This window comes from uncultured Fibrobacter sp. (genome assembly GCF_937877005.1).
Lineage (GTDB): Bacteria > Fibrobacterota > Fibrobacteria > Fibrobacterales > Fibrobacteraceae > Fibrobacter.
Genome location: NZ_CALEFV010000042.1, coordinates 1 through 14,454 on the forward strand (window position 1 = coordinate 1; position 14,454 = coordinate 14,454).

Consider the following 14,454-nt stretch of genomic DNA (forward strand, 5'->3'; position numbering starts at 1 on the left):
GCTGACTTCAATGCCACCAACGGCAAGGGCATCAAGGTCGTGGGCGAACAGGAGGTCGATCTTGATTTTACCGTGCAGGAAAAGGAAGCGGGAACCGGTCAGTTCAGCTTGGGTGTTTCGTATAGCGAAAGCGACGGCGTCGTGGGTACGGCAAGCGTTTCTATCCCGAACTGCTGTATGGGTGACGGTCAGGCCGCAACCTTCAGCGTGGAATATGGTGAAGATAAGAAGAGTGCTTCTATCAGTTTCCAGGAACCCTGGCTGTTGGACAAGCCGATTACGTTGGGTGCAAGCCTGAGCTACTCCTGGTGGAACATGAGCGATTACGGCGATCCGGACATTACCCGTTACGGCGGAAGCGTCTACCTGGGTAAGCGCCTCAAGTGGCCCGATGACTATTTCTATGGCCAGATCGGTTATAGCTGGCTCATGAACAAGCAGGGTCCGAACATCGATGACAGCTATGTCGTCTATACGGGTGTGGAATCCGCCTTGAACTTCCGCCTGTTGCGTGACGATAAGAACCTGCCGCAGTTCCCGACCGACGGTTCCCGCTACGTGCTTGATGTTCAGTGGGCTGATGATGTCCTATTTAGTGACTTTAGTTTCGTGAAGACGGAACTTACCGTGAAGTGGTGGTTCCCGCTGTTCCGTGACCGCCTGGCTATCGCCTTGACGAACCAGTACGGTGTTATCGTCGGTGACCAGTTGCAGTATCGTACGCTCTATACGATGGGTGGCGTCATGGGTTATGAAGGCATGATGCGTGGTTACAGCTCGGGATCGATCGGTTATCGTCGCTTAGGCCGTAGCTACCAGTACACCGGCGTAGAACTTCAGCTCGGCCTTGTTCCGCAGACCTTCTACCTGTTGCCGTTCTTCTTCGATGCAGGTAACGTGTTCGGAGAACGCTACAATCCGCGTACCAAGGTTCCGACACCCAGTCGCAGTCCGCTTAGCGAATGGGATCCGACGAGCCTCAAGAAGGATATCGGTTTCGGTTTCCGCGTAATTGTTCCGATGCTTGGTATTATCGGCTTTGACTTTGCCTGGCCTTTGGATGTGGGTGAAACCTATAGTGGCTACCAGCGTACCGAAGTGGGCGACATGCAGTTCAACTTTGTCATTGGCCAGGGATTCTAAGGAGGCTCTATGCTTAAACGTCTGCTGATGGTTCTGCTCCTCGCTTTTGCGACTGTCTCGTTTGCCGAAGATGGTCTGCGTATTGCGCATGTAGATTCCAAGCTGATCTTTGACGGCTACAAGGGCACCAAGAAGGCTCAGGAAGAATACGACCGCCAGGTGGCCAAATGGGAACAGCAGGGCAACCTGTTACAGAAGGAACTTGCAGCCATCAAGGAAAAACTCGACAAGCAGGTGCTTATGCTCAGCGATGAAAAGAAGCGTGAGCTTGAAGCCGAGTACAACAAGAAGGATTTGGAACTCAAGAGTTTTATCGATCGCGTGTATGGCCGCAAGGGCGAACTGATTTCTGAAAATGAAAAGGTCAGTGGCCCGATTATCCAGCTGATTCGCAAGGCGATAAACGAAATTGCCCTCCAGGAAGGCTATGACATGGTGGTGGACCGCGCGACGGGTGCCGTCGTGTTCTGGAAAAAGGAAAACGACTTGACCCAGAAGGTTCTCGACTACCTGAACAACCGCTAGTTTGGTGTGACGGTATTGATGCAGGAACTCCGTGTAGAGAAATTAGTGCAGGGGGGCGAAGGAATGGCGCGGCTGTCCGACGGCCGCGTGTGTTTTGTTCAGGGCGGACTGCCGGGTGAACTTTGTCTGGTGCAGCTGACGCAGGATCGCAAGGACTTTGCACGGGGTCGGGTCGTGAAGGTGCTTGAAAAAAGTGTTGATCGCGTGCAGCCCCAATGTCCCCTTTACGGAAAGTGCGGAGGGTGCAGCTTGCAGCATCTTGAAGAAAGCCGCGAAGCCTTTTACTTGGAACAGGTGGAGCGCGAAAACTTCAGACGTATCGCGCATGCTGAACTTCCCGACGATTTTAGAATCCATAGAGGAAAATCCTGGGGCTATAGGAACCGCGCCCGCGTCCTGGTATGTCGCGACAAGTCGGGAAAAGTGTCTTATGGCTTTCGCATGCAGGAAAGCAATCGTGTCGCCTTTATTCAGAACTGTCCGGTGCTCACTCCGGCTTTGAACTCCTTCTTGAAGGAGAACGCCTGCAAACTGTTTGAAAAACTGGAACCGAAAGGTGGAAAATACCGTTCGCGACCATTTGAGCTGGACTTGAATGTTTTCGATAACGGCAAGGGGAAAGTAAGCTATTTCTATCGCGGAATGCCCTCGATGGAATTCGAAAAAAATGCGATGGCCGTCGTTGATATTGCGGGAAAGAAAATCTTTTCCGATGCATCGGTATTCTTCCAGAGCAACTTGTCGCTATTGCCGGAATTGATTGAGTCGGTGCAGCATGCCGTTGACGAAGGTATTGCAAGTGGCGAGGCGAGTGACGCTTGGCTTATCGATCTGTTCAGTGGAGTCGGTTTTTTTGCGGCGTTTCTGCGCGAAAAGTTCAAACGGATTACGACAGTGGAACGAGATGAAGGTTGCCTGAAGCATGCCAATCGGAACTTGTTGCAATTACACGATGCTGGCGAGGCGGAGACGAGTCTTGCACCTCAGATAGAAAACGTGTCATCTCCGGCCGAAGAGTGGCTTTCTAAAAATGTGGTTAATGTTCCGGCGACCTTGATTGTAGATCCGCCCCGCACGGGATTGCCTTCATCCGCTTTGGAGGCTATCATAAAGAGCTCCGTGAATAGATTAATTTACGTGTCCTGTGATCCGGTGACGCTCGCCCGTGACTATTCGAGGTTCTCGCAGGCGGGTTTTTGTCTGAAAAGAGCGGAAGGCTTTGCCTTTTATCCGAGAACGCCCCATTTGGAAATGATGTTCGTGCTTTCGCGATAGCCGCCCATGAATCATTTTTCTAGTTTATTTACAGAATGTTTATGGAGGCTTGCATGAAAAAGTGGTTGTTGGTTTTGGTTCTCTATCTGCTTGCGGGATGCTCGGTAGAAGAGATGGCTATCGTTTGCGGTCGAGAATGGAATCCGGCTTCGGAAGTGGTGGCCGATACGACCAACGAGTTCGAAATGAAGGACCCGATGATAGTCCAGTTCCGTTATGGAAAGAATTTTGATTTTTCAAAATTGAGAATCGCCTTCTATGAAGGAACTAAAGCGCAGAAGGGACCGGAAATTTGGAACCATGAAGTAGCGGTGAGCGATAAAATGGGTGTCTATACGCTGCAGGGAAAGTCTCGCCGCGGAGGGCTCATGACCGCTCGCGAACTTAGCCGTCATAAGGAACCCGGACCCATTGTGATTGAAATTCGCGGTGATGGCCGTATCCTCGCTACTAAAGAAATTACGCTCATCAAAAATCGGTAATTCATGAATCGTATCTGTCTTCTGGGACTGTCCCTCGCTATAGTCTTTTCTGCCTGCGGTGAATCCAAGGTAAATGTCAGTTATAAAAATGCGGCTCCCGTAAAGGTGGAACTTTACGAGGAAGGCTATTTTTCGACAATTGACTTGAAGGGTGAAGAAAAGATGGGGACGGTGACGGCTGCGTATGTGAACCTTGAGTATTCTTCGGTTGGCGATACCCTGAAACTTCATCGCGATTACGTGATGGACAAGTCTCGCGGCTACCTCAAGAACTACATGCCGTCCGAATTGGCCTGGCGCGCCAAGTCCGTGGATCTCGTTGCGCTTGATCGCAATGTACTCTCGATCGAGGGACTTTCGGAAGGTTACGATTCGCTTCTAGCGCATCTCCCGATGCCGGAAGTTTGGCGTAAGCAGTTGCTGAATCCCGATTACAAACCGCATTTGAAGCGACTTGAGAAACACCGCTGGGAAATGGACCACCTGCTGCTCGGCGAGGTGCCGACCAAGGGCAACATTACCCAGATGCTCAGGGACCAGGGACGCTTGAACTTTGCCTTGATCCGAGTGGATTCCGTTGTCGTAAAGGGCTTTGAACACCGCGATCATCGCCGTTGCCTAGATTATGTCGTGTACCTGCAGGAAACGGAAAGCTTCCCGTACTACATCTGGGAGCAACATGTGAATAGTAACATTGTCCCTGAAAAGTTCAAGAAGTATAACAAGGGCTTGAAGGCGGAGTATGCGACCCAGTTTGAGGTGATGATCGATCCTGAAACAGGTGTACCTTGCCAGGAACGCGAAGTCAAGGTCGGTACGCACACGATGGTGAATCCTGAAACGAAGGATACGACTACTTTCAAGAGCCAGGTTACGCTGGAACGCCTGTTTACGGTTAAGAAGCCGGGCGAGGAGACTGCTGAATAATGGGCTGCTGGTCCCCTAAGAAAGGATGGATCCTTTTGGCTGTTGCGCTTTCGGCTTTGGCCGGCTGTGCCACGCATCCTTCTCCACAGCAGACCATGGTCGATGACCGTTACATGGTTTACAAGGAAATGGAAAAGGCCTATCGCGACGCAGAAAAGGACTACATGAACCTGCTCTTCAATATCGAGCGCATGCCCGAAGAGGAAGAACTTTGGATCATGAAGCGCGACAAGATGCTGGAGCTGATGCAGTTGAAGGAATTGATGCTCAATGCCCGCGCGGAACTGGACCAGGCCATGCAGGAGTGGGAACGCCACATGATGGATCTGCAGGCGGAACAGAAACAGGCCCAGGTTAAAAAGTACAATCCGAATTTCACCGGAAGAGATGGCCAGCGTACAAGTCCAGGCCAGCTTTTGCCTGGCGAAGCGAATAAACCCAAGAAAAAGTACGGCGAACTTTAGTTACTGCCAGGAATTCACAAAACCCATTCCAATGGCAAACTTGATTCGTGTCGGGGCGATAGCCTCGGGGACGAGCGGCAAGTCAATGGGATTCAGCTTGCGTCCTCCATGCAGGCTTTCGTCTTCGCCAATGCGGTTTAGACCGCGAGCCAGCGTGAACGAGATGTCAAAGGGAACGCTGTAGAATATTCTGTTGCTCATGCGCAGACTGATGCCGACGGAACGGTCCCAGAAACGATGATCGGTAAACTTGTCCGTATCGATCCACTTGGTGTTCCAGGCGCTTCCCATCTGTGCAAAACCGTCAATGTAGAAGCTGCGTGTCTCAAAAATCCACGCGCTCTTGCGCCAGTCGTCATAGATGGGGTAGAGGTAGTGGAGTTCCGCTATGGCGGTTTTGGTTCCGGCAAGCGTATAGCTTTCGGAACTGCGCAGATACGGGTAGCCTTCCAGGAATACGGGACTATAGTAGTAGGAGTCCAGCGTGTCTTCCTTGGCATCGGTATTCCAGTTGAAGATTCCCGCGACCTTTCCGCCTGCCGCTAGGCGTGCGCCGGTAAGCGGGCTCTGGATGCTTCCGTAAAGATTGATGCCGAACTCGTGAATGTTGAAGTTCCTGTATTTCGGCTTGATAGATCCGCTTGAGGTGACCGTAAAGCTTTCGGCGAAGGTCCCTGGACGGTACAGGTCGGAATTTGAATACTGATAATGGAGAACAAGTCCGTTGCCCTGACCGCTGATTTCTGAACCTTCGGCATGATCTCCGTATAGTCCGAGCAAGGCGAGCGCCGTCACGCGTTTATGGTAGGTCCATTCAAAATTGTCTTCGTAAAGGTTGAAGTTTGCCCAGTCGTAGCCGAGGGCCACCTGCACGGTGTCGATGGATTTAAAGATGCTGTAGCCGGCTGCACCGACAATGGATTGCATGGGAATGGCATAGTGGCTGATACCGAGGCTGTCTCCGTTGTGGGCGCGGACATCTTCGTAGCGAACCGTATCCTTGCTAGTGTAGTTTGCGTAGGTGTAGCTGAGCGAAAGATCGATGGGCGTGCTCTTGTTTTCCCAGGAGACGAAGAATTCCTTTTCCTGTTCCGGGTTTAGACCGTCGCTGTTGATGTAATCGAGGCCCTTGCCGAGTTCTAGCAAAAGTCCCATCTGAATGGTGTTTTTCTTGAGCGGATCGCTTACGATTGCGGCAAGGCCCGCCTTTGTCTTGAGTTGTCCATTTCCGAAAACAGTGAGATCCGGTGCGTTTTCCGTAAAGACGAGCATCGGGACGAACAGGGGTGTTGTCGGAAGTGGCTTGTAGTCTCGCTCGATGCCTGCGAATTCGATGTCGCGGAATTCAACTGGCTTCTGGATTTTTTCGATGGGTTTTCCGTGTAGGACGATGGCGCTTGCGGCAGGCTTCTGGGTCACGGTGCGTGTTGTATCCGCAATCTTGAAAACCGAATCCCGGACGGTAACTGTCGGAGTGCAGGACTCTGCTGGTTCGTTCACCTTGCTGGAGTCGGTTGATGTTACGATGCTGGAATCTGCCGCTTCGGGACAATTCGTCACGGTGTCCGATACCTGCACGGTGCTGTCGCGCAAGGTCACGCTAATCAAGGTGTCGTTGACCATCGGCGCTGTACTGTAGGGAATCTTGTATAGCGAAAACCCGTCCTTGTCGTACTGGGTGAAATAGACGGTGTCACCTGCGAGTACCGGGGTAAAGGCCCCGCCTACGACATTGGTCAGCGGATGTTCGGCTCCTGTCGAGAGGCTCTTTTCGAATAGGTTGAAAATGCCGTTGCGGTTACTTGCGAAAATAATCTTGTCGTTGTCGATCCAGTTGACATCACGTTCATCGAAACCCTCGGTGCTTACGACTTTAAAGTTCTTGCCGTCTGCATCGACGACGGCGATGCCGCGGTTGACATCGTCAAAGAAACCGAAGGCGATCCGCTTTCCGTCGGGGCTGAATTTCGGGCTATAGATGTTGTAATAGTTGTATTTGGCATCGGGAACGAAAATATCGACGGGATCTTCGGCGACGTATTCGCTGAAGTCCTTGGGAAAAGGGACCTTGCTTAAGCGGAAACGGGTACTGAACGGTTCTCGCATGGCGAAGGCGACGGTAGTTCCCTGGGCGTCAATGGCGGGGTATACTGCGTCGACCAGGTAGGTTAGCGTCAGTTCGTTACTGTTGGTGTCGCTTACCGCGATATCAAAATGGGAATGACCGTTTTTGTCCTTGTGCTGGTAGGTTACATAGGCGAGTACTGGCCCCTGAACGCTGTCTTCGTGGACGTCGATACCCTTGTCGAACCAGGCTTTCTTTGCCTTGAAACCGTGCTTGGCGTACTCTGTGATGTTGATTGTTTCGGTTTCGTTCTCGATCGTGATGTCGCCGATTTCAACGCCATCGATGGTGTTGGAACTGTCTTCGGTTGCAGCCTTGTTTTCGTCTTTCGCATTTTCGAGGGGAAATTTGAATAGGCCTCCGTCAAACCAGGGACCACCGAAATTCGATACGCCGTACAGGTTCTTTCCTGCGACGACAGGAAAGTCCTGCCAGAAGGCTTCTTCGGTAAGCTTAGTTCCCTCGACGAGTGTGCCAAGGGAGTCGCGCTGCGCCTTGTATAGGGATGTGATTTCGTCTTTCCAGTTGTCGTAGAGTTGCTGCTCGCTGATTCCCAGGACATTTTCGATGGCTGCGTCGAGCGTGACTCGGTGGAACCTGGAAAGCTCGGACCATATTTTAGGAACGGCATCCTCTCCATAGGTCTTGCTGATGTAGCGGACGAGCGAGAATCCCTGTGTGTAGGGACCAAGTTCTGCAAGGAGCGAATTGTCCGAGAAGTCGTGCATGAACGGAAGCGAAAGCAGGGAGTCGTTCAAGGCGGCAACGCGTAGCAACATGTCGCGGTGGGTGTCCCAGGAGTCGAATCCCATGCGGCTGGATTCGTATTGGGCGGTTCCTTCCGCAAACCAGAGTGGCTGCAGGGTGAAGGGAACCATGGTCGCGAAGTCCTGCGTGGTCCGTTCGTTGTAGTAGTCGGTATAGCTTATCTGGAGCCCGTACAGCCCGGGCGTGAACTTGCTTGCGTTCTCGATACTGACTAGGTGGCTGAATTCGTGGGTCACCACGTCGGTTAGCCATCCGTGGCTGCTGCGGACTTTGAAGTCCCAGTTGGTAAGCCATAGGTTGATGCTGTTTTCACTCGGGATGGCGTTGCCGTTACTATAAAGGGCATTGTTGAGAGTCGCGTTGACGCGGCTAGGAAGATCGATACGGTAGCGGCTCACGACGGAGTCGTAGACGGCTTCGGCGTAGGCGGAAACCTTGGCGGCGTGGTTCGTGTATTCGGCAGGATAAATAAACTGAAAATGATCGGTACCCGCCGTTTTCCAGCGGATATCGCTATTGTTGCCATAGAAGCCGGTCGCACCAGCGCATATCGCGGATGTCAGAACCAGGGCCGGAAGGGTCACACGCAAATAGTACTTCACAAAAAACCGTTTGTAGAATTCTCCTACAATATATAAAAGACGAGCTTACAAGAAAAGTCGCCTGTATGGCGGATGGCAGTTGTTTCATGGGAATGGCATGGAAAACGGCCCTTGCTATTCTAATCTCATTATTAAGCTATCTAATGCGATATATTGCGAATAAAATCGGAAGTTCCCTTAAAAATGAGTATATTTTAAATGTTTCTATTGGCTATATGTTGGTCCTATAATGCGCTACCTGTCGGAAATATATCACGAGTCAATTAAGTATGTGCCCAAGGCGAAACCGAGTCTGTCGCTGCAGTGGGAGTGTCAGGTTATGCCAGACAGACGCTATCTAGGAATGGACCGGATTGACTTGCATCGCGAGGAAGTTCCTTGTTTCGGGTATGTGTCTGGCGACGACCTGAAGCCGGTGGGAGTTTATGTCGTTGCGCATGGTCGTAAAATTCCGGATGGAGTATACGCTTACGATGCTGCCGGCCGGAGTGCAGCTCCCGATGTTGTGGGGCAGCTAGTGCGACTGGGAAACAAGGACAAGGCGAAAACGTTGGCAAAGGCCTTTCCTGACCGGGAATTCGTGTCGCAGACCCCTTTACTCTATATTTTTACGGGAGTGCTGGAAAGGGCCGTATGGCGTTTCCGAGAATCTGCCTATGCGCAGGTCATGCAGGATGTCGGCGCTTGCGTCGGTAGTGTTCTTTTGCATGCCAAGTCGCATGGATCGAAGGTCTTTGCCCTGGGCGGATTTGTCGATGATGAGGTGGCGGTTGCTTTGGGGCTACCTGCGACGGAGTTTCCGATGGCAGCCTTGGCGGTTTTCCCCGAGTACTGCGAAGTTGCCTATAATTCCGTCGACGAAGGTGTGGGCGAAACGGCGTATTCGAACCGTTGCGAAAGTGAAATCATGCCCGATGCTTCGCTCGATGAAATTCCGGATCGCTATTCTTCGCTATTCATGCGGCAGAACCGAGGCGAGAATATCCTGGATCTGTCGAAGTGCATTCGAGTTCGCCGCCTGGCGGCGCAAGCTCAGCCGGGAGACGAACTTCCGATTACGCCCGCAAAATTCGATAACGAAATGTACCTTAAATGGATAAGCGATCTCGGAAAAGTTCCAGTGAATCGCCATCCGTTCAAGAAGGTGGGCATGGACCTCGATGACTTTTCGAGCATGCTTCGTTGGCTAGAAGTGGGACAGATTAATTTATTCGGTGCCGGGCTTCTCAAGATATGGATTATCTCGTTCGACGTGATGTTCGTGTATGCGGGGGTCTACCGTTATATCCCTGTGCGAAAATCGATCTATATGCAGTCAGGGGCTATCAACGTGAAAAAGTTCGCGAAGTGCCATGTGGTGCCGGAAGAGGCCGAAAATACAGGCTTTGCCGTTATCTTGACGGCAGATCTGAACGAGTCCTGCAATTTGCTCGGAGAAAGAGCTTACCGCTATATGCAGATGAATGCGGGTTACATAGTGCAGTCGCTGCACTTGTCTTCTTCCATGGTGCGCAAGACGGCCGTAGCTGAGCATTTCTTTTACCATGACGAACTGAAGAAACTTTGCAATATTCCTGAAAGCGAAAGTATAGTCGCCGAAATCCTGGTTGGAAGGAACTAAGCCAGAAGGTTTAATATGAGCGGTGCGACAATCGCGGTGAAGAGCCCCGCCACTCCGATAGAAAGGCTGCTCATGGCACCCTGAGTTTCGCCGATTTCCATGGCCTTTGTCGTGCCGAGCGCGTGGCTCGCGGTACCGATGGCGATACCCTGCGCGACTCTATGCTTGATATGGCAGAGTCTGCAGATAGGAACCGCAGTGACCGCTCCCGTGATTCCCGTGACAACGATAGAGATGATGGTAATCGAGGGGATTCCTCCGATCTGGGCGGAAACGACGCTTCCCATAGGAATGGTGATTGATTTGGGGAGGAGCGAAAGCGTGAGTATTTCGCTGAGCCCGATGAGTTTCCCAAAAAACAGGACGCATCCCATGGAGGTTAGGCTTCCTGCGAAAATTCCCGCGAGAATCGGTTTCCAGAATTGGCGGAGCTTGGAAATTTGCCTGTAGAGCGGCACGGCGAGCACGACTGTGGCGGGGGAGAGAAGGACCGAAATGTAGTTCCCGCCTACATTGTAGCTCTCGAGACTGATTCCGGTAAGGAGCAGAAAACCGACGATCAGGATGTTTGCGATCAGCAGTGGGTTCAGGAGGGCGTATTTCCATTTCTTGCTGATGGCGACTCCCGCTTCAAATGCGGAGAGTGAAAGGAATATGCCGAACAGGGGCGAATTGACGATGTCGTTCATCGCTTGCCTCCGTTTTGGGCTTCGCCCGGGTGTCTCTGGGCTTGTCGTGCGGCGCGGAGGGCAAGGTTTTCTCGGTATTCCTGTCTACGGATGAGAAACTGAGTCGAAAGACCTGTCACGGAAAGGGTCACGACGGTAAAAGCGATGCACAGGAACAGTAACAGCGGCCATTGCCTCAGGATTTCGTCGCCGACGGCCATGATGGCGATGCTCGGCGGTAGGAAGAAAAGGGCAAGGTGGTTCAGGAAGAATCCTGAAACGGCGGAAATCTGTTCCGGCTTAAGGATTTTAAGACAAAGTAATATCAGGAGGAGAGCCATGCCGATAATGTTTCCCGGGAGAGGAATTCCCACGATGCGGTGGAGGAATTCCCCCGCAAGGGATAAGGCGAATATGACGGTAAGCTGTAACGGAATCCTCATGGCGGGGCTAAATGTAGAAAATGAGGAAATTTCGGTAAAGATATGTGCTAAAGGCCTTTTTTGGAGAGACTCGCTGTTGCCCAAAGACAAAAATTTTTCTCTATTTGGGATTGTACTGACGTTCGTGGACCCGATTTAGGCTTAAATGAGCAGATTTCGGGGCCGTATGCGAACGCCGTTTATTATACGAGGTCTATTTGGTAGCCCAGAAATTGGATACATTGATCGCCCAGGCATGTGAAGCTGCCGGCGTTACATTGGTGGAACAGGACATGTTCCGCGCAGGCAAGAGAAAGACACTGCGCCTATACATAGACAAGCCCGAAGGGGTGACGATTGACGACTGTTCTAACGTGAGCCGTCACTTGTCTGACGCTCTGGACCAGGATCCGGATATTATCGAGGGCGCCTACACTTTGGAAGTGTCGTCGCCGGGGCTAGACCGCCCCCTCAAGTCGGTTGCCGATTTTACCCGCAATATCGGACGATTCCTGCGGGTGACCCGCAGTACCGGTAAGCCCGTTACGGGCAAGCTCGTTGCTGCTGATGAAGAAAATTTGACGCTCACCCTTAAAGGCAATGCCGGTGACGTGGTCGTGCCCCGCAGCGAAGTGCTGGTGGCAAAAGTGGATGTACAAATATAATAGGAAGGTCATGTTATGAAGAACGAACCGAAGGTAAACCTGCTCGAAGTGCTCAAGGGCGTCGTCGAAGCCAAGGACATGGATGATTCCATCGTGCTGAACGCGCTGAAGGAAGCCCTGGTCACTGCAGCCCGCAAGTACCTGCATATCGAAAAGAAAATCGACGTGGATTTCGACATTGAGACAAATGAAGTCCATGTGTTCCTGCGCGTTGACGTGGTGGACGACTATCCGGACTACGACCCGAACATGACCGCTGCCGAAGTGGAAAAGCTGGACCAGGGTTATATGCTGGTGGAAGAAGCCCGCGACTTTAACGAAGATGCCCAGCCGGGTGACCGCCTTGAAATGGAAATTCCTATTTCCGCTTTCGGTCGTCAGGCTATCCAGACGGCAAAGCAGCTTTTGAATCAGCAGATTCGCGATGCCGAACGCCAGAAGATCATGGATACTTATCGTAGTCGTATCGGCACGATGGTGAGCGGCGAAGTTCTCCGTCTTGAACAAAGTAATATCATCGTGAAACTTGGCAAACAGACCGAAGCCATGATTCCGTTCCGTGAACAGATCAAGCGCGAACGCTGGGAACAGGGCAATTCGATTAAGGCTGTGATCGCCAAGGTCGAGGAATCTTCCAAGAATGGTGCCCAGGTTATCCTGTCCCGCGCCAGTGGCGACTTCCTCAAGGAACTTTTCCGTCAGGAAGTCCCTGAAATCTACGAAGGCACCGTCGAAATCAAGGGCGTTGCCCGTGAACCGGGTTTCCGCGCCAAGATTGCCGTGTATTCCCGCGATGAAAAGATTGATCCGGTCGGCGCATGCGTCGGCATGAAGGGTGTTCGCGTGCAGACCATCGTTCGCGAACTAGGAAATGAACGTATCGACATCGTTCAGTGGAATCCGGACCTGGATGTGTTTATCCAGCGTGCCCTGACTCCTGCAAATGTCATCAAGCAGATTCATGTTCCCGACACCAATCGTACCGTTGTCATTATTAGCGATGATAACCTTGCACTTGCTATCGGCAAGAATGGTCAGAACGTGATGCTTGCTGCCAAGCTGGTGAAGCGTAACCTTGATGTCTTTGGCGAAAAGGAATGGTCCGAAATGGATGATGAAGCCAAGACCAGGGCGACATCTCCGTCGAGTGTCGATCTCCAGCAGAATCGTAAGGTTGCCCGCTAAGAATTAAAAAAGGAACATTGGAAGCTATTCATGGCTATTGAAGAACAAATTAAACCAGCAGATTGGGCTGAATCCCACGGCGTCAAGGTCGATGTCGTGATGAAGTTGCTTCGTGATGCGGGCGTAACGGTCCGTACTCATATGTCCAAGGTCGATGCTAAGGAATATGAACAGATCGAAGCGGCCGTCGATGCAGAACGCCAAAAGGCAGAGGCTCGCAACAAGAACCTGAAGAAGACTTCCTCGTCTGAGACTTCCAATGCGTCCTCCGGCAAGAAGAAGGAAACTTCTTCTGCTGTGAACGGAAAGCTTAAGGTTACCTTGATCAAGGGCAAGAAACCTGCCAAGGCAACGCCGCCGAAAACGACTGCTGCTGCAAAGCCGGCTGCAAAACCGGTTGCTCCAGCACCCGAGCCCGCTCCGGTTAAGGAAGAGGCCGTTCCCGTTAAGGTTGCTGCGGCTCCGGTTGAAGAACCGAAGGTCGCTCCTGCAGCACCTGCCGCATCTGTCGTAGAAACGGCTCCGAAGCCCGCTCCAGCCCCGGCCCCTGTTCCGGAAGAAGTCAAGCCCGCTCCGGTTGATGCGCCCAAGGCTGCGGCTCAGCCAGCAATGGTTACGCCCGGTATGGAACTCAAGCAGCCGCCGATGAAGGCTCAGGTGTTCAAACCCGACGAAGCGATTCTTGCCCGTATCAAGAAGTCCCAGCAGCAGGCTCAGGCAAACCGCGGTGGACATCGCGGTGGTGGAAACCAGCAGGGATATACGGGAACGTTCGGTCGCCTTTCCAACAACGGACAGGACCGCAACAACCGCAAGCCTGGTGACAACCGCAACAATGATCGCGGCGGAAACAATGGAAACCGCACTTACACGGGGCGTGCCGGCGGATTTACCGGTAGCTCCATGCAGGACGCCTTCAAGGCGAGCAGTGGCGTTGCGCAGGGCTTTGTCGGCCAGGCTCAAGGTGGCAAGGGTGGCAAGCCGCAGAACGGTCGTCATGGTAGCAACAATGACAAGAACCGCCGCGGTAATGGCAAGGACCGCATGGATAACCAGAAGGAAATCCAGCAGGAAGTCGTACGCCAGAACGTTTCTCGCGTGATGGCCGACCTTTCCAAGAAGCCCGTCAAGAAGGTTTATCGCAAGGAACACAACGACAACAATTCCGGCGAAGAAAAGAAAATCCTCAAGACTTCCGACTTCATTACCGTGGGCGAACTCGCTGGCCTTATGGACCAGATGCCGGCCCGCGTGATTGCGAAGTGCATGGAAATGGGCATGATGGTGACCATCAACGCCCGCCTGGATTTCGAAACCATCCAGCTGTTAGCCGACGAATTCGGTTACGAAGCCCAGCTGATGGAAGAATACGAAGAAGAAGTGCTCGGCGTGGAAGAGGAATCTTCTGAAAACCTGAAGCCGCGTCATCCGGTGGTGACGGTGATGGGCCACGTCGACCACGGTAAAACTTCTTTGCTCGACTGGATTCGTAAGACCCATGTGGTGTCCGGCGAATCGGGCGGTATTACGCAGCACATCGGTGCATACGAAGTCACGACCAAGCAGGGCAAGGTGACCTTCC

Annotated in this window: 13 protein-coding genes; 10 read left to right on the forward strand and 3 right to left on the reverse strand. The window is 52.3% G+C overall.

Annotated features, from left to right (window positions below; genetic code table 11):
* The 6 genes from Q0628_RS02230 to Q0628_RS02255 form a co-directional block, all read left to right on the forward strand.
* The coding region (locus tag Q0628_RS02230; RefSeq protein ID WP_298767944.1) for a BamA/TamA family outer membrane protein at positions 1-1,143 on the forward strand (1,143 nt) is incomplete at its 5' end.
* 9 nt (positions 1,144-1,152) lie between these two features.
* Positions 1,153-1,668, forward strand: coding sequence for an OmpH family outer membrane protein (locus Q0628_RS02235; protein WP_298767945.1), 516 nt, complete (start codon positions 1,153-1,155; stop codon positions 1,666-1,668).
* Positions 1,669-1,674: 6 nt separating this feature from the next.
* Complete coding sequence (locus Q0628_RS02240; RefSeq protein WP_298767946.1) at positions 1,675-2,943, forward strand: class I SAM-dependent RNA methyltransferase; 1,269 nt, start codon at positions 1,675-1,677, stop codon at positions 2,941-2,943.
* A 53-nt stretch (positions 2,944-2,996) separates the two neighbouring features.
* A complete protein-coding gene (locus Q0628_RS02245; protein ID WP_298767947.1) occupies positions 2,997-3,425 on the forward strand; it encodes a hypothetical protein in 429 nt (142 codons plus the stop codon).
* Between the two features lie 3 nt (positions 3,426-3,428).
* A complete protein-coding gene (locus Q0628_RS02250; protein WP_298767948.1) occupies positions 3,429-4,352 on the forward strand; it encodes a hypothetical protein in 924 nt (307 codons plus the stop codon).
* Positions 4,352-4,816: a hypothetical protein gene (locus tag Q0628_RS02255; RefSeq protein ID WP_298767949.1), complete on the forward strand. Its 465-nt coding sequence runs from the start codon at positions 4,352-4,354 to the stop codon at positions 4,814-4,816. The genes Q0628_RS02250 and Q0628_RS02255 overlap by 1 nt, the downstream gene beginning before the upstream one ends.
* On the opposite strand, the gene Q0628_RS02260 is transcribed toward Q0628_RS02255, so the two are convergent.
* On the reverse strand, positions 4,817-8,311 hold the full coding sequence (locus Q0628_RS02260) for a hypothetical protein (protein ID WP_298767950.1): 3,495 nt from the start codon (positions 8,309-8,311) through the stop codon (positions 4,817-4,819).
* Positions 8,312-8,630: 319 nt separating this feature from the next.
* On the opposite strand from Q0628_RS02260, the gene Q0628_RS02265 reads away from it, so the two are divergent.
* Entirely contained in the window at positions 8,631-9,932 is a 1,302-nt protein-coding gene (locus Q0628_RS02265) for a nitroreductase family protein (protein WP_298767951.1), read from the forward strand.
* Here the strand turns inward: Q0628_RS02265 and Q0628_RS02270 are convergent.
* Both Q0628_RS02270 and Q0628_RS02275 read right to left on the reverse strand, forming a co-directional pair.
* On the reverse strand, positions 9,929-10,621 hold the full coding sequence (locus Q0628_RS02270) for an LrgB family protein (protein WP_298767952.1): 693 nt from the start codon (positions 10,619-10,621) through the stop codon (positions 9,929-9,931). The genes Q0628_RS02265 and Q0628_RS02270 overlap by 4 nt on opposite strands.
* Positions 10,618-11,043: a CidA/LrgA family protein gene (locus Q0628_RS02275; protein ID WP_298767953.1), complete on the reverse strand. Its 426-nt coding sequence runs from the start codon at positions 11,041-11,043 to the stop codon at positions 10,618-10,620. The genes Q0628_RS02270 and Q0628_RS02275 overlap by 4 nt, the downstream gene beginning before the upstream one ends.
* Positions 11,044-11,240: 197 nt before the next feature.
* Between Q0628_RS02275 and rimP the strand changes: the two genes are divergently transcribed.
* From rimP to Q0628_RS02290, 3 genes are all read left to right on the forward strand, one after another.
* Positions 11,241-11,687, forward strand: coding sequence for a ribosome maturation factor RimP (gene rimP, locus Q0628_RS02280; protein ID WP_298767954.1), 447 nt, complete (start codon positions 11,241-11,243; stop codon positions 11,685-11,687).
* A 15-nt stretch (positions 11,688-11,702) separates the two neighbouring features.
* The gene (gene nusA / locus Q0628_RS02285; RefSeq protein ID WP_298767955.1) at positions 11,703-12,872 is read left to right on the forward strand and encodes a transcription termination factor NusA; all 1,170 of its coding nucleotides are present in this window, start codon (positions 11,703-11,705) and stop codon (positions 12,870-12,872) included.
* A 30-nt stretch (positions 12,873-12,902) separates the two neighbouring features.
* On the forward strand, positions 12,903-14,454 hold a 1,552-nt coding region (locus Q0628_RS02290; protein ID WP_298767956.1), incomplete at its 3' end, for a translation initiation factor IF-2 N-terminal domain-containing protein.